General features: G+C 62.0%; 12 protein-coding genes. 4 read left to right on the plus strand and 8 right to left on the minus strand.

Features of this window, described 5'->3' with window-relative positions:
- Positions 1–3: 3 nt before the first annotated feature.
- From ACP7E3_RS00530 to ACP7E3_RS00540, 3 genes are all read right to left on the minus strand, one after another.
- Positions 4–1,254: a sarcosine oxidase subunit beta gene (locus ACP7E3_RS00530; RefSeq protein ID WP_426122106.1), complete on the minus strand. Its 1,251-nt coding sequence runs from the start codon at positions 1,252–1,254 to the stop codon at positions 4–6.
- 22 nt (positions 1,255–1,276) lie between these two features.
- Positions 1,277–2,530, minus strand: a complete 1,254-nt coding sequence (gene glyA, locus ACP7E3_RS00535) for a serine hydroxymethyltransferase (protein ID WP_017847878.1) — start codon at positions 2,528–2,530, stop codon at positions 1,277–1,279.
- A gap of 251 nt (positions 2,531–2,781) precedes the next feature.
- Complete coding sequence (locus ACP7E3_RS00540; protein ID WP_426122107.1) at positions 2,782–3,510, minus strand: TraX family protein; 729 nt, start codon at positions 3,508–3,510, stop codon at positions 2,782–2,784.
- 90 nt (positions 3,511–3,600) lie between these two features.
- Here ACP7E3_RS00540 and ACP7E3_RS00545 point away from each other — a divergent pair, with 90 nt between their 5' ends.
- Positions 3,601–4,641 (plus strand): threonine aldolase family protein, encoded by a 1,041-nt coding sequence (locus ACP7E3_RS00545; RefSeq protein WP_017847880.1) that lies wholly within the window; start codon positions 3,601–3,603, stop codon positions 4,639–4,641.
- Positions 4,642–4,700: 59 nt separating this feature from the next.
- Here the strand turns inward: ACP7E3_RS00545 and ACP7E3_RS00550 are convergent, their stop codons facing one another.
- The gene (locus tag ACP7E3_RS00550) at positions 4,701–6,518 is read right to left on the minus strand and encodes a flavin monoamine oxidase family protein (protein WP_261755669.1); all 1,818 of its coding nucleotides are present in this window, start codon (positions 6,516–6,518) and stop codon (positions 4,701–4,703) included.
- A 277-nt stretch (positions 6,519–6,795) separates the two neighbouring features.
- Here ACP7E3_RS00550 and ACP7E3_RS00555 point away from each other — a divergent pair, with 277 nt between their 5' ends.
- Together ACP7E3_RS00555 and ACP7E3_RS00560 are read left to right on the plus strand one after the other, a co-directional pair.
- Complete coding sequence (locus tag ACP7E3_RS00555) at positions 6,796–8,241, plus strand: purine-cytosine permease family protein (protein ID WP_426122108.1); 1,446 nt, start codon at positions 6,796–6,798, stop codon at positions 8,239–8,241.
- Complete coding sequence (locus ACP7E3_RS00560) at positions 8,238–9,053, plus strand: nitrilase-related carbon-nitrogen hydrolase (RefSeq protein ID WP_046381812.1); 816 nt, start codon at positions 8,238–8,240, stop codon at positions 9,051–9,053. Before ACP7E3_RS00555 ends, ACP7E3_RS00560 begins: the two co-directional genes overlap by 4 nt.
- A gap of 3 nt (positions 9,054–9,056) precedes the next feature.
- On the opposite strand, the gene gbcB is transcribed toward ACP7E3_RS00560, so the two are convergent.
- Positions 9,057–10,157, minus strand: coding sequence for a glycine-betaine demethylase subunit GbcB (gene gbcB / locus ACP7E3_RS00565; protein WP_017847881.1), 1,101 nt, complete (start codon positions 10,155–10,157; stop codon positions 9,057–9,059).
- Positions 10,158–10,439: 282 nt separating this feature from the next.
- Here gbcB and gbcA point away from each other — a divergent pair, with 282 nt between their 5' ends.
- A complete protein-coding gene (gene gbcA, locus ACP7E3_RS00570; RefSeq protein WP_017847882.1) occupies positions 10,440–11,732 on the plus strand; it encodes a glycine-betaine demethylase subunit GbcA in 1,293 nt (430 codons plus the stop codon).
- Positions 11,733–12,417: 685 nt separating this feature from the next.
- Here gbcA and ACP7E3_RS00575 read toward each other — a convergent pair.
- Genes ACP7E3_RS00575 through dgcB form a run of 3 tightly spaced genes read right to left on the minus strand, consistent with a single transcriptional unit; the run spans position 12,418 to position 16,367 of the window.
- On the minus strand, positions 12,418–13,188 hold the full coding sequence (locus tag ACP7E3_RS00575) for an electron transfer flavoprotein subunit beta (protein WP_046381811.1): 771 nt from the start codon (positions 13,186–13,188) through the stop codon (positions 12,418–12,420).
- 15 nt (positions 13,189–13,203) lie between these two features.
- Positions 13,204–14,424, minus strand: a complete 1,221-nt coding sequence (locus tag ACP7E3_RS00580; protein ID WP_046487912.1) for an electron transfer flavoprotein subunit alpha/FixB family protein — start codon at positions 14,422–14,424, stop codon at positions 13,204–13,206.
- On the minus strand, positions 14,424–16,367 hold the full coding sequence (gene dgcB, locus ACP7E3_RS00585; RefSeq protein ID WP_046381809.1) for a dimethylglycine demethylation protein DgcB: 1,944 nt from the start codon (positions 16,365–16,367) through the stop codon (positions 14,424–14,426). Before dgcB ends, ACP7E3_RS00580 begins: the two co-directional genes overlap by 1 nt.
- Positions 16,368–16,426: the final 59 nt, after the last annotated feature.

Genomic DNA, 16,426 nt, shown 5'->3' on the forward strand with positions numbered 1-16,426 from the left:
CTGTTAGTGGGCGACGGCCGCAGCGCCGTGTTCGTCGATCAACGCACCGTTGTGGAAACGGTCGATGGAGAAAGGTGCGGCCAGCGGGTGCATTTCACCCTTGGCCAGGCTCGCGGCAAACACGTTGCCTGAACCGGGAGTGGCCTTGAAACCGCCGGTGCCCCAACCGCAGTTGAAGAACATGTTCGGCACCGGGGTCTTGGAGATGATCGGGCAGGCGTCCGGCGTGGTGTCGACGATGCCGCCCCACTGGCGGTTCATACGCACGCGCGAGAGCACCGGGAACATCTCGACGATGGCCTGGATGGTGTGTTCGATCACCGGGTACGAACCGCGCTGGCCGTAGCCGTTGTAGCCGTCGATACCGGCGCCGATCACCAGGTCGCCCTTGTCGGACTGGCTGATGTAACCGTGTACGGCGTTGGACATGATCACGCTGTCGATAATCGGCTTGATCGGCTCCGACACCAGTGCTTGCAGCGGGTGCGATTCGATCGGCAGGCGGAAACCGGCGAGCGAAGCCATGTGCCCGGAGTTACCGGCCGTGACTACACCGACGCGCTTGGCGCCGATAAAGCCTTTGTTGGTTTCGACGCCGATGCACACGCCGTTTTCCTTGCGAAAGCCGATCACTTCGGTCTGCTGGATCAAATCCACTCCGAGGGCGTCGGCGGCGCGGGCAAAGCCCCAGGCCACGGCATCGTGACGGGCCACGCCGCCGCGCCGTTGCACGGTGGCGCCCACCACCGGGTAGCGGGTGTTCTTCGAGCAATCCAGGTACGGAATCTCGTCCGCAACCTGTTTGGCGTTGAGCAGTTCGCCGTCCACGCCGTTGAGGCGGTTGGCGCTGACGCGACGTTCGGAATCGCGGATGTCCTGCAGGGTGTGGCACAGGTTGTAGACGCCGCGCTGGGAGAACATCACGTTGTAGTTCAGGTCCTGGGACAGGCCTTCCCACAGTTTCATCGCGTGTTCGTACAGGTGCGCCGACTCGTCCCACAGATAGTTGGAACGCACGATGGTGGTGTTGCGCGCGGTGTTACCGCCGCCCAGCCAGCCCTTTTCGACCACGGCCACATTGGTGATGCCGTGCTCCTTGGCCAGGTAGTAGGCGGTCGCCAGACCATGCCCGCCACCGCCGACGATGACCACGTCGTACACCTTTTTAGGGGTCGGCGTGCGCCACATCTTCTGCCAGTTTTCGTGGTGGCTGAGTGAGTGCTTGAAGAGGCCGAAGCCCGAGTAGCGTTGCATAGTCATTACTCCAAAACCGCGCTCAGCGATAAACCGGGAAATCAGCGCACAGGGCCGACACGCGCTTGGCCACGTCGGCCTCGACATCGGCGTCGCCGAGGTTGTCGAGGATGTCGCAGATCCAGCCGGCCAGCTCGATGCATTGCGGCACCTTGAAACCGCGCGTGGTCACCGCCGGCGTGCCGATACGCAGGCCCGACGTCACGAACGGCGACTGTGGGTCATTCGGCACGGCGTTCTTGTTGACGGTGATGTGGGCGCGACCGAGGGCGGCGTCCGCGTCTTTACCGGTGAGGCCCTGGCGAATCAGGCTGACCAGGAACAGATGGTTATCGGTGCCGCCGGACACTACATCGTAGCCGCGTTTGATAAACACGCCGGCCATGGCCTGGGCGTTGTCGATCACTTGCTGCTGATAGGCCTTGAAGCCAGGCTCCTGGGCTTCCTTGAAGCACACCGCCTTGCCGGCGATGACGTGCATCAGCGGGCCGCCCTGGGCGCCAGGGAATACAGCGGCGTTGAGTTTCTTTTCGATCGTTTCGTTGGCACGCGCCAGAATCAGGCCGCCACGCGGACCGCGCAGGGTCTTGTGGGTGGTGGTGGTGACCACGTCGGCGTAAGGCAGCGGGTTCGGGTACAGACCGGCGGCCACCAGGCCGGCGACGTGGGCCATGTCGACGAACAGCAGCGCACCGACCTTGTCGGCGATCTGACGGAAGCGTGGGAAATCCAGGGTCTTGGAGTAGGCGGAGAAACCGGCCACCACCATCTTCGGCTGGTGCTCCACGGCCAGGCGCTCGACTTCGTCGTAGTCGATCAGCCCGGTGTCGGTGTTGATGCCGTATTGCACCGCGTTGTACAGCTTGCCCGAGGACGACACTTTGGCGCCGTGGGTCAGGTGGCCGCCGTGGGCCAGGCTCATGCCGAGGATGGTGTCACCGGCGTTCAACAGCGCCAGGTACACCGCGCTGTTGGCGGATGAGCCGGAATGCGGCTGCACGTTGGCGTAGTCGGCGCCGAACAACTGCTTGGCGCGCTCGATGGCCAGGGCTTCGACCTTGTCCACATGCTCGCAACCACCGTAGTAGCGCTTGCCCGGGTAGCCTTCGGCGTACTTGTTGGTCAGGCCGCTGCCCTGGGCTTGCATCACGCGCTTGCTGGTGTAGTTCTCCGACGCGATCAGCTCGATATGATCTTCCTGCCGCTGCTCCTCGGCATTCATCGCCGCGAGCAGTGCATCGTCATAACCCTGGATCTGGTCTTGTTTGCTGAACATCGCGTCTCTCCCAGCCTTTCGTATTGTTAAGGCCCGTGCAGGGCCCTTTGATGCGATGGTAGGGCTGGCGCCGGCAGGTCAAATGCCTACGGACGCCACGCAAAGGTGCGTTTACGACATTGCTGGAACAACGCAGAACAAATGTGGGAGGGGGCTTGCCCCCGATAGCGGTGTGTCAGCCACGGCATGTGCAAGCTGATCCACCGCTATCGGGGGCAAGTCGAACCGTCGCACCGCCCCTCCCACACTGGTTAGGCGATGATTTGACGGACGAGTAGCAGCAGCAGGAAATGCACAGGATAGAGGGCATACGCCCAGCGGCGCATGGCCGGCGGCGTGGCGTTTTTGACATGTCGCAACAGGACCAGGCCGGCCAATGGCGCGATCAGGCATGCCGCCAACCCCATCCACGCCACCGGCGTGCCGCTATCGAGCAGAATCTGCCATTGATTGGCTGCCACACACAGCAGCCCCGGAAATACGCTGAAATACCATGGCCGACGAAACACCAACACCATCGCCCACGGCAGCAATACACCGAAGAAACCGAACATCAGCTGCGTGGAAAACACAGCGCCTATCGCCAGGGCAATCAGCGCCGATCCTCGATCAACCAGCGCCTTCTGCTGCCATCCTCGGGCAACCAGCAGGCCCAACGCCAAGGTGGGCAACACATTCAACGTATCGGCATCTTCGATGAACAGCCGGTACGGCACTTCACTGATCAGGCTGAACAACAGCAACCAGCCCAGGTAACGCCAGCGGCCGCTCACCGGCGCGTCTCGCACCCGATGCACATTCGCCGCAATCGCCAGGCAAAACCACGGGAACGCCAGGCGCCCCGGCACATACAGGCCATCCAGGCTCAACCCGACATAACGCAAGTGGTCCAGCACCATGCTCAGCAGCGCCAGCCACTTGAGCAAATCCAAGGCGCCATCGCGGACACGTCCGACAGGAATCGTTTCAGTAGCGTGCATAATTCCCCAGTGACTTTGCATTTACAGTGCGTGTGCACCCCAGACAATCTTGGTTAAAGTGTGCACCAACATCGACCACAGGAATGGGCCATGACCGACAAGAGCCAACAATTCGCCAGCGATAACTATTCCGGCATCTGCCCGGAAGCCTGGGCCGCCATGGAACAAGCCAACCACGGCCATCAGCGCGCCTATGGCGATGACGAATGGACCCACCGCGCCGCCGACGGTTTCCGCAACCTGTTCGAGACCGACTGCGAAGTGTTCTTCGCCTTCAACGGCACCGCCGCCAACTCCCTGGCGCTGTCGTCGCTGTGCCAGAGCTACCATAGCGTGATCTGCTCGGAAACCGCCCACGTCGAGACCGACGAATGCGGCGCCCCGGAGTTTTTCTCCAACGGTTCCAAGCTGCTCACCGCGCGCACCGAAAACGGCAAGCTGACCCCGGAATCGATCCGCGAGATCGCCCTCAAGCGCCAGGACATCCATTACCCCAAACCCCGCGTGGTGACGCTGACCCAGGCCACTGAAGTCGGCAGCGTGTACACCCCGGACGAAATCCGCGCCATCAGCGCCACCTGCAAAGAGCTCGGCCTGAACCTGCACATGGACGGCGCGCGCTTCGCCAACGCCTGCGCGTTCCTCGGCTGTTCGCCGGCCGACCTGACCTGGAAAGCCGGGGTGGATGTGTTGTGCTTCGGCGGCACGAAAAACGGCATGGCCGTGGGCGAAGCGATTCTGTTCTTCAACCGCGCACTGGCCGAAGACTTCGACTACCGCTGCAAACAGGCCGGCCAGCTCGCGTCGAAGATGCGCTTCCTCTCTGCGCCGTGGGTGGGCCTGCTGGAAAACGACGCCTGGCTCAAACACGCGCGCCACGCCAACCACTGCGCGCAGTTGTTGAGCAGCCTGGTGGCGGATATTCCCGGCGTGGAATTGATGTTCCCGGTGCAGGCCAACGGCGTGTTCCTGCAACTCTCGGAACCGGCGATCGCCGCGCTGACGGCCAAGGGCTGGCGCTTCTACACCTTCATCGGCAAAGGCGGCGCGCGCTTCATGTGTGCGTGGGACACCGAGGAAGAACGCGTGCGCGAGCTGGCGGCGGATATTCGCGAAGTGATGGGGGCCTGAAACGACGGCCCACGTCGCAGGTCATGACCTGCGACGCGGGCCGGCGGTAACTGGCGGGCTTACAAGGCCTTCGGCTGAAGCGCTTGCCATTCATCAATGGGGCCGCGGTTCGTGAGAAGGGTCCCACCGTTGAATTTCACCGCCAGTTTATTCACGGCGTTCAAGGCCGTCGTCACCGCCCCTTCCGCCCAGCCACCCGTCCACGAAACGTCGTCACCCGCGAGAATGAACCCATCGGGGTTCAAAACCGACACTCCGTTCATGAACTGCGAAAACAGCAAGCGCTGGTACTCGTACTGCCCCGGCAGGTTCATTTTGAACGCGCACAGGAAAAACGGCTGCTCCTCCCAGTTGATTTCGACAAAGGGGTTGGTCATGCCGAACTCCGCGGCCAGATTCAACTGATGTGGGGCATACACGCTATCCAGCAGGGTCGTGCATAACTGCACGTGGGACGGTAGCGGCGCACCACGATCACCGAGGAATTTGAGGGCGTCATCATTCCAGGTGTAGGACAAAAACAGGCCACAGCCTTTGTAAGGTCCCTGGCTCTGAGCATAGTCCAGCAGGTAGGTGCCACGGGTGATTCGTTCCGACAACGTCACGCTCATCCTGTATTGCAAATCAGTCCCCACATCGGTCCAGAACGGCCGTTTGGTTTGCGCGAAAATTTTGGCTGACTGCATGTAATGGGTGTACATCACCGCTTCCCATTCCTTGGGGGATAGCAGGTCATTCATCTGGTTAAAGCGGGCAGCGCCATCCATATAACGGAATTTGTCGAGGATCCGTTTGTGAGGGGTATAGACCACGGCAGGAAAGGTGTATGAGTGCTCGCTTCCCAGAGTGCGATCAAACACCCACACATCGAACTCGCCATCCGACCGACGCACGATCTGTCGCACTTCCTGGTTCAAAGGCTGAGAGATGACCTGGGTGGTCAGGCCTTCGACGGTGGTCCCCGCAGGCCAATGGACCATGGTGTCGCCGAAGGTATCCGGGGCGCGCCTCCAAAGCCGGCCCGGCAGCTCGCTGGAGCCGTCATACATCAGCTTGTGGTTGGTATCCAGCCCGGTATACAGCACCCGCAGCACTTCCAGGAAACAGTTCGGGTAATCGGTGTTCCAGCCGCCCGTGCCGAAGCCGATCTGGCCGAACAGATCGATATCTTCGCGACTCCACCCCGCCTGCTCGACCATCGCGGCAAAAAAACTCAGGTTGTCCCAACCCGCATCAAGAATGGCGTTCCACAAGGCTTTGATCTTGACCGGATCAAGGCTGTCCTCGGACATTGCGGTTTCCATCTCCGTGAACTTGATCGGGTCCTGTTCAAGAAACACTTCGAATAGCTTGCGCTCGATCTCGGCGTATTCAAACGGCAGATTATCGCCTTCGTAATAGACCTGTTTTTGCTGATAGTCGACGACCGTGCTGGGAGTAAAAGGCGACCCCGGGTTGGGAAAGTCTGTCGAATTGGCCGTCATGCCAACTTTATTGAAATAGTGCATCAACGCTTTGCCTGAAACAGGAAAGCGCATGGCACCCTTTTCGCAGATAACACAGTTAGCAGGATCTTGCGGATCACCCGCCACATAGGAATACAGTCGCCCACCGATGCGGTCACTGGCCTCCACCACCACCGGGTGCAACCCCATACGCATGGCTTCATAGGCCGCGACCATTCCAGCGACGCCGGCGCCGACGATCAAGACCTGCTTGCCATAGGCCTGGCGGGATACCTGCGCCAACGGCGTGCCTAAACTGTCAGCCGTTTCAAGAAACCGGGCGTAATGAAAAGGAAAGTCCGGAACAAGTGCAGTGACATTCTTGGCAAGCAAGCGCGCTGCGCCTTTACTGCGGGAGGGGATAGCAGACATGGCAATCGTCCTTGGTATGTAATCAGGACGTCCACCTACTGCTTCAATGCGAAGGGCGAATACGACGTATGTGCTGCTCAGCGTAGATAATTGTAGGAAATGGCTCTATATCACTTGGAAATAAAAAGCCAATGCGTAATACAAGCCTTGCTTCAGAAGGCTTCAGGCAATCAGTTCAGAAATTCGTGAAGTGATTATTTGCAAATGCCGATTCAATAATCTTTTTAGTTACAAGACTCTTCATAGTCTCACTTAATAAAAACAGACCGTGATGCCTATGAACACGCCCCCCAACCGTTCGGCTGCTCCGCCATCCACCACACTGAAAATCGAAACCCGCTCCATTGACTACGTGCCGCGTAATGAGCGCCACGGCAAGGTCTGGCATCAGGCACCGTTCTGGTTCACCGGTAACTTCGTACTGACCACCCTGGTCACCGGGTTTACCGGCGCAGCCTTGGGGCTGAGCCTGGTGTATGCGATCCTGGCGATTGTCATCGGCGTGTGCCTGGGCACGTTCGCCATGGCGTTCCACGCCAACCAGGGGCCGCGCATGGGTTTGCCGCAGATGATCCAGTCGCGGGCACAGTTCGGCCTGCGCGGGGCAATCGTGCCCTTTATCGCAGTGGTGTTCGTGTATATCGGCTTTAACGTGTTCAACGTGATCCTGGCGACCGACGCCATCAATACCGTGCTGCCCGGCAACCGCGCACCGTGGTACGCCTTGATGATCCTCCTGGCCGTGGTGATTGCCGTGATCGGCCACAACCTCCTGCACACCGTGCAACGCTGGCTGACCTACGTGATGATCAGTGTGTTCGCGGTCCTCACGGTCGCTGCCGTGATGAACCTGCAGGCCGACGCGGCGGTGGTCGACGCGCATTTTTCCTGGTCGGCCTTTCTGATCCAGCTTTCAGCCGCTGCCGGTTACCAGATCAGCTACGCCGTCTATGTCTCGGACTACTCGCGCTACCTGCCCCATGACACGCCGTCGCGCAGGGTCATCACCTGGACGTACCTGGGGGCTGCCAGTTCGGCACTGTGGCTGATGTCGCTGGGGGCGTTTCTCGCCTCGGCGCTGCCCTCACCCGACGCCATCGGCAGCGTGCAGGCGGTGGGCAACCAACTGCTTCCAGGGTTTGGCACCTTTACCGTGTTGATCGCAGTACCCGCGCTGGTTGGCATCATGGCGGTCAACTGTTACGGCGCCATGCTGACCGGTATCAGCGCGATTGACGGCTTCGTGTCGATCAAACCGGGCATCAAAGGGCGCATCGTGGGGATCAGCCTGGTGGGCGGGGTGATTTTCGCCATCGCCTTGAGTATCCCGCAGAGCTACCTGGAGAGTTTCAATACCTTCGTCTTGCTGATGCTGTATTTCCTGGTGCCGTGGACCGCCGTCAACCTCGCGGACTTCTATGTTGTCCGCAAGGGGCAATACGCAATCAGCGACATCTTCAACCCGGACGGGATCTACGGCCGCTGGTCGGGTGCCGGGCTTGTTTCCTATTTCCTCGGCCTGGGGGCGATGACACCGTTCATCTCCCTGGGGTTTTACCAAGGGCCCATCGCGACGGCTTTGGACGGGGCCGATATTGCATTCGTGGTCGGCCTGGCAGTTTCTGCAATCGCCTACTGCCTGCTGTCATGTACACGTGACCTGACCGCCGAGCAACGCGCAATTGAAGCCAGCGACCGCCTGTTTGAAGGCGAAGAGTCATGACACCGGTACGCGTTGTCTGTCATCAATTGGAACCGCACCTGGGCGACACCGACTACAACCGTCGTCTGAGTGAAACGGCGATCCGCAGCGCCGCCGCCCTGGGCGCCCATGTGGTGGTGCTGCCCGAACTCATGCAAAGCGGCTACGCGTTCAATGACCTGGCAGAAGCCAGAGCGGTGTCGGAACCGCTCGACGGCCCGACGCTGTGTCTGTGGAAAGCCCTGGCTATCGAGTTGGGCTTGATCGTCGTCGCCGGCTTCTGCGAGCGTCTGAGTGCCGGCCGAGTTGCCAACAGCGCCGCGTTGATTGAGCCCGACGGTAGGCTGACGGTGTATCGCAAGGCGCATCTGTGGGACCGTGAAAAGCTGATCTTCACCGCCGGTGATGCGCCGCCACCGGTGGTCGACACCGCCGTCGGGCGGATCGGCATGATGATCTGCTACGACCTGGAGCTGCCCGAGTGGGTACGCCTGGCCGCGCTGGCGCAAGCCGACTTGCTCTGCACCCCGGTGAACTGGCCGGACGGCCCGCGCCCCGTGGGTGAGCGGCCGGCAGAGATCGTGCGAGTCCAGGCCAATGCGGCGGTCAACCGCATGTTCATCGCGGCGTGCGACCGCCATGGCGAAGAACGTGGCGTCAACTGGGTGGGCGGCTCGGTCATCGTCGACGCCGATGGCTACCCGCTGGCCGGAGCAAGCGCCCACCCGACGGAACAACAATTGGTGGCTGACTTGCCCTTGGCGCAGGCCAGGAACAAGTCAATCAGCGAGCACAACCACGTTCACCGGGATCGTCGGCCTGGGCTGTACTGAGCGTCAGAACTCAATCCGCACGTCGCCCTTCGGCACGCTGCAGCACGACAGGATGTAGCCCTCGGCTTCGTCTTCCTCGGTAATCCCGCCGTTGTGGTCCATCTCGACCTCGCCGCCCAGCTTGAGCACCTTGCATGTGCCGCAAATCCCCATGCCGCAGGCCTTGGGAATCAGCAGGCCGAGCTTGGCCGCAGCGGCGTGGACGGTTTCGCCCGGCGCCACGCGGATGCTCTTGCCCGAGGTGATGAACTCGACCTGATGCAGGTCCGCCAGGTCGATTTCCGGCGCATCGGCGGCTTGTTCGGCCTGTTCCACCGCATCGGCGCGGGCTTCCGCTGGCGTCGCGCCGAAGGACTCTTCGTGATAACGCGTCATGTCGAAACCGGCGGCTTCCAGCAGGCGCTTCACTGCGGTCATGTACGGCGTGGGGCCGCAGCAGAACACTTCGCGCTCCAGGAAGTCCGGCACCATCAATTCGAGCATCTTGTGGTTCAGGTAACCGCGATACCCGGCCCAGGGCTCGCCCAGGCCGTGCTTCTCGCAGATCAGGTGCAGGCTGAAGTTGTCGATCCGCGAGGCCATGTGCTCCAGTTCGCGGTGGTAGATGATGTCTTTGGGCGAGCGCGCGCTGTGGATAAACGTCATGTCGACGTTGGCGTTGGTGTCGTAGAACCAGCGCGCCATGGACATCACCGGGGTAATCCCGACGCCGCCGCTGAGGTACAGCACCTTGGGGCTTGGGAAGTCGATGGCATTGAACAGCCCGACCGGCCCGTGGACCGCCAGCTCCTGGCCCTCGTGCAGGGTGTCGTGCAGCCAGTTGGAGACCTTGCCGCCCGGCACGCGCTTGATCGTCACCGAGAAGCTGTAAGGCACCGACGGCGAGCTGGAGATGGTGTAGGAACGCATGATCGGCTGGCCGTCGATTTCCAGCTCCAGGGTGACGAACTGCCCCGGCTTGAAAAAGAACAGGATCGGCTGGTCGGCCATGAAGCAGAAGGTGCGAACGTCCCAGGTTTCCTGGATGACTTTGACGCAACGGACAATGTGCCGACCATTGGCCCAGGTCTGGGTGGTTACCGGATTCAGGAAGTTACTGGACATGCTGTTCTCCACCGCCGAGGCTCGGCCTTATGGTGGCGATTCTGCGTAACGCGAGAACCACCCATTTACCTATCTGCGACATTCACATACTTATCGCGACCAGCCCCCAACGACAGGGGGTTGCGCGTCGGGAACAGATTGGGCCATGTCGCCCATGGATAAGGTTCACCGCAACGGCGGCCGCACACTCGCTGCCAACAACGACACTTTCTTTACGCCTTGCACTGCACTAACCGTAGCCACTTTCGCCGGCCACACAGAATGGCCATGAGGACACACACGATGGACGTCACCGCAACCTTAAGCTTGGGCGATCCGCTGGAACCCGCACGCAAGGCCACCGCGCAGATGCTGCAAGAGCGCGAACGCACGTTCTCGCTGCCACAGCCGTTCTACTCTGATGAGCGGTTGTTTGATATCGATATGCAGGAGATCTTCCAGAAAGAATGGTTGATCGCCGGCATGACCTGCGAGATCCCCACCAAGGGCAACTTCCTGACCCTGCAAGTGGGCAAGAACCCGATCATCGTGATCCGTGGCGCCGATGGCGTGGTGCATGCGTTCCACAACGTCTGCCGCCACCGCGGTTCGCGCTTGTGTACCAGCGACAAAGGCAAGGTCGCCAAGCTGGTCTGCCCGTACCACCAGTGGACCTACGAACTGGACGGCCGCCTGCTGTTCGCCGGCACCGAGATGGGCGCCGACTTCGACATGAAGCAGTACGGCCTCAAGCCGATCAACGTGAAGACCGCCGGCGGCTACATCTTCATCAGCCTGGCGCAGAACCCGCCGGCCATCGATGACTTCCTGTCGACCCTGAACCACTACATGGAACCCTACGACATGGAAAACACCAAGGTGGCGGTGCAAACCACCTTGATGGAAAAGGCCAACTGGAAACTGGTGCTGGAAAACAACCGCGAGTGCTACCACTGCAACGCCTCGCACCCCGAGCTGTTGAAAACCCTGCTCGAGTGGGACGACGTCACCGACCCGCGCGCCGACCAGGCCTTCAAGGACCACGTGGCCGCCAGCGCCGCGGCCTGGGAAGCCGAAAAAATCCCTTACGCCCACGCCAGCTTCGGCCTGCGCAACCGCATCGTGCGTATGCCGCTGCTCAAAGGCACCGTGTCGATGACCCTGGACGGCAAACAGGGCTGCAAGAAGTTGATGGGCCGCATCAAGAACCCGGACCTGGGCTCGATGCGTATCCTGCACCTGCCGCACTCGTGGAACCACTGCATGGGCGACCATGTGATCGTGTTCACCGTGTGGCCGATCAGCGCCCAGGAAACCATGGTCACCACCAAGTGGCTGGTCCACAAGGACGCGGTCGAAGGCGTGGACTACGACGTGGAGCGCATGCGCCAGGTATGGGACGCCACCAACGACCAGGACCGTCGCCTGGCCGAAGAAAACCAGCGCGGGATCAACTCCACCGCCTACCAGCCGGGCCCCTACTCCAAGACCTATGAGTTCGGCGTGGTGAACTTCATCGACTGGTACAGCGAGCGCATGCTGAGCAACCTCGGCGCGGCGCCGGCGCCCTACCTCAAAGGCGTGGCCGCCCAGTAACCATCCCTGTGGGAGCGGGCTTGCTCGCTCCTACATTGGGTTGCGCACTGATCAAAATTTGTTCAAGCACACTGAACCCCTCTCGCCGCCTGCCCTCCAGCCTTTGCCCAACAACTTATCCACAGAGCCACCCACAGCAATTGTGCGCAAGTGCGCCTGCCCGCCGAAATTAAATCAAGAAAATCCGTGACTTATTCGACTTGGCCGTTTTAAGGCGCCACTGATCAATTTTTGAACAACTCCGTGTAAGCCATATGAACCGTGCCCTGTAGCGGTACGCGAACACCTTATCCACAGAAGCACCAACAGACTTTGGGGGCAACTTTGACGCGGCTGTGGAAAACCCCTTCAAACCTTCATAAACCGGGCTATCCACGCGTTTCAGCGGGCAAATGCGCGCAATTGATCAAATTTCGATCAGCCTAGCGTAAGCCTTTATTTATAAGGGCTGCAGCGGTAAGCGAACATCTTATCCACAGAAGCGCCAACAGACTTTGGGGGAAACTCTGCGCGGGGTAATCGCTGTGATCACACAGAAACCCAAGGAAAAACCGAGGGTTAGCCTGGTCGTTTTTTGTACGGAGGGCTGCAGGGCTTGATTTACAGGGGGTGTGGACAACCGCGAACAGGTTATCCACAGACGGGTCAACAGGGATTGTGGGTAAGCCATTCTCCCCGTTGCGGCTCAGCGAACCACGCCTTCCTCAACCAGCAACTTGAGAATCGCCTGGGCGCCCTCTTCGGCGCTCACGCCCTTGAGTACCTGCCCGCCGCCGCCACTGGCCTTGGCCGTGGCCGCCTTCATCCGGTCCGCACCGCTCTTGGCCTTGATCACCTTGAGCCGCTTGGGTCGTGGCTTGGCCGGTTGCAGCACGGCGCCTGTGAATAACTCGTCCGCTTCAACCTCGACCTCGTGGGCCGCCAGTTCGCCGCGTTGCGCCGGGCCATAGGCGCTCTGCCGAGGCTTGGGTGCGGCGTTATCCACCGTGGCCAGAAACGGCAGGCGCACCTTCAAGCGCCGCCGCTGCCCACGGGGCAAGGCTTGCAGCACCAGGGCCACGCCGCTCTCGATGGACTCCACCTGCGCCAGCCCGACAATCAGCGGCCAGCCGAGGTGTTCGGCGAGCAGGAACGGCAACATCCCCGAACCTTCGCCGGTTTCGGCCTGGCTACCGGTGAGCACCACCTGGGCACCGGCGTCGCGCAGATACTCACTGAGCACCGGCAAAGCATCGGCGCCAGGCGGTTGTTCGAGCACATGCAACTGCGCCAGCCCCATGCCCAGGTAGCTGCGCAGCGTGGGTTCGGCGATGTCGCCGGCATGCAGCACCTGCAACTTATCCCCAGCCATTTGCAGGCCCAACTCGACCGCGCGCGCATCCTGCTCGGCGCGGCGCGGTCGCCCGGAGGTGGGGTGGGCGCCGATGGAGACCAAACTGATTACCTGCGTGTTCATGCCCTTATCCTTTGCTTAAGCCGCATCGCGCTTGGCGCCGTGGCGGTAGGCCTCGACCGCGGCGATCAAGGCTTGCAGAATCGCGGCGCTGTCGCCGATCACCGAGAGGTCGGCACGCTTGATCATGTCGCAGCCGGGGTCGAGGTTGATCGCCACCACCTTGTCGCAGGCGCCGATGCCTTGCAGGTGCTGGATCGCCCCGGAGATACCGACGGCCACATACACCCGCGCCGTGACCCAGGTGCCGCTGGCGCCGACCTGGCGATCGCGGGCCATGAAGCCATCGTCCACCGCGACGCGCGAGGCGCCTTCGGTAGCGCCCAGGGCGGCGGCGGTCTGGTGGAACAGCGCCCAGTCCTTCACGCCGTTGCCGCCGGAGAAAATAAACTCGGCTTCAGCCATCGGAATCGCCGCCGGGTCCACCGCCACCGCGCCGAGGTCTTCGATACGCGGCAGGCTGCGCGCCAGGGCTGTGGATAACTCCACGGGCAGCACTTCATGCCGAGTGTCGCTGACCGGATCGGCGCACTCGGCAGCCGCCAGGATCAGGCGCGGCAACGGCCGGGCCACGTCTTGCTGACCGGCACCGGCACGGCCGATGCACTGCTCGCCCTGGATCTGCCAGACCCGCGTGGCCGGGCGCTCGTTGAGGCTGGCGGCAAAACGCCGACCGAGTTCGCCGCCACCGCTGCGGCTGTCCGGCAGCAACCAATGGCGCGGGCTGAACTGGTTATCCACAGCCCGCAGGCCCTGCACGCGTTGCTCCGGTGAATAACCGTCGAAGGCATGGCCTTCGAGCACCAGCAAGCGGTCGACGCCGGCCGTGGCAAATGCGTTTTCCTTGTGTTCGCCAAACACCACGGCCAGCACCGCACCGTCGCTGCCGGCGAGTTGCCGGGCCAGGCCGAGCAGGTCACGGTCGTGGCTGCTCAGGCGGCCGCCGACCATGTCCGGCACCACGTTGATGTAGAACGCGGGCGCCGCCACCTGATGCAGCGGCAACTGCACCGCCACCGCCGCCGTGCGCTTGGCCGCCCCGCCCTGCTGGGCACCGCTGCGGTCGATGCGCTTGATGCCGTTGGGGCCGATAAAACCGACACCATGGACGTTCTTGCGGATGACGCCGTTGGGTCCCATCCAACTGTGTTGCACCGGCTGCATCGCCGCATGCAGCGGGTGCAGGCGGTTACGGGCGATCCATTCGGCGCGTGGGTCGCGGCGGATAATGTCGCTCATCAGTGTACCTCCGCGGGTTCACGCGTGATCGGGGCTTTGGCCGGCGCCGGCTCGTCGAGCAAGGCATCGGCCACCAACTCGGCGATGTCCTTGATCAGTGGGCGCGGTTCGACCACGCCTTCGAGCATCGCGGTGCATTGCGGGCAGCCCACGGCCACCAGTTCGGCGCCGGTTGTGCGGATGTCGTCCATCCGCATATCGGGGATGCGTTGCTTGCCCGGAATGTCGGTGATCGGTGCGCCGCCACCGCCACCGCAGCAGCGTGAACGGTAGCCCGAGCGTTGCATCTCCTTGACCTCGATCCCCAACGCGCGCAGCACCTGGCGCGGCGCCTCGTATTCGCCGTTGTAGCGGCCCAGGTAGCACGGGTCGTGATAGGTCACGCTGCTGCCTTTGTGCTGGCCCAGGTTCAGCGCGCCGTCGCCGATCAGCTCGGCCATGAAGGTGCTGTGGTGCTGTACGACATAGTCACCGTTGAAGGCGCCGTATTCGTTTTTCAGCACATGGAAACTGTGCGGGTCGCAGGTGACGATGCGCGTGAAGTTGTACTTGGCCAAGGTCTGGATATTGCGCGTGGCCAGCAGTTGGAAGGTCGCTTCATCGCCCAAACGGCGGGCGACGTCGCCGCTGTCGCGCTCTTCCAGGCCGAGCACGGCAAAGTCGACCTTGGCCGCTTTCAGCACTTTGACGAAGGCGCGCAGGGTGCGCTGGTTGCGCATGTCGAAGGCACCGTCGCCGACCCAGAACAGCACCTCGCAGCGACCTTTTTCGCTGAGCAACGGCAGGTTCAGATCCGCCGCCCAGTTCAGCCGGCCGCCCGGTGCGAAGCCGCCGGGGTTGTCGGTGGCGATCAGGTTTTCGAGGACTTCGGCGCCCTTGTTCGGCGTGGCGCCTTTTTCCAGGGTGAGGTGGCGGCGCATGTCGACGATGGCGTCCACGTGCTCGATCATCATCGGGCACTCTTCCACACAGGCGCGGCAGGTGGTGCAGGACCACAACGTGTCGGCGTCCACCAGGCCGTTGACGATCGGTTGGTGCGGGTTGCCGCGGTGTTCACCGATCGGTTTTCCAGGATAAGCGCTGCCGGCGAACTTGGCATCGGTGCCGCCGGCCAGGCCGACCACCATGTCCTGAATCAGCTTTTTCGGGTTCAGCGGCTGGCCGGCGGCGAACGCCGGGCACGCCGCTTCGCATTTGCCGCACTGCACGCAGGCGTCGAAGCCGAGCAGTTGGTTCCAGGTGAAGTCTTTGGGTTTTTCCACGCCCAGGGGCGCGCTTTTATCGTTCAGGTCCAACGGTTTCAAACCGGTGGAACGGCCCCCGCCGAAGCGCTCGGCGCGGCGGTGCCAGGCCAGGTGCAAGGCACCGGCGAAGGCGTGCTTCATCGGCCCGCCCCAGGTCATGCCGAAGAACATTTCCGACACGCCCCACAGCACACCCACGCTCAACAACGCGGCCAGCAACCAGCCGCCGAAGTCGGCGGGCAGCACCCCGGCCACCGGCAGCGTTACCAGGAAGAAGCTCACAGAAAACGCCATCAGGCTTTTCGGCAGGCGCATCCACGGGCCTTTCGACAGGCGCGACGGCGGATTGCGCCGGCGCAGATAGACAAACGTGGCGCCGACAAACATCAGCACCGACGCCAGCAGCAAGGCAACGCCGAGGATGCGGTTATGCAGGCCGAAACCATGCACCAGGACCGCCAGCAGCGCCGACAGCACAAAACCCAGCGCCGTAGCGACGTGGGTGTTGGCGATGTATTTGTCGCGGGCGACCACGTGGTGCAGGTCGACCATGTAGCGCTTGGGCATGGCCAGCAGGCCTTTGATCAAGTCGACCTTCGACGCCCGCCCACGGCGCCACATGGCTGCCCGCCGCAGTGCGCCCAGAACAGCAAGGCCCAGCGCCGCGAACAGCAGAATCGGAAGAAGAGTATTCAACATGGTGAGCTCCCACAGACCACACGGATCTACTGTGAAACCGGGTCTGAATGTGGGAGGGA

It is taken from the genome of Pseudomonas sp. PSPC2-3 (genome assembly GCF_049898265.1).
Lineage (GTDB): Bacteria > Pseudomonadota > Gammaproteobacteria > Pseudomonadales > Pseudomonadaceae > Aquipseudomonas > Aquipseudomonas veronii.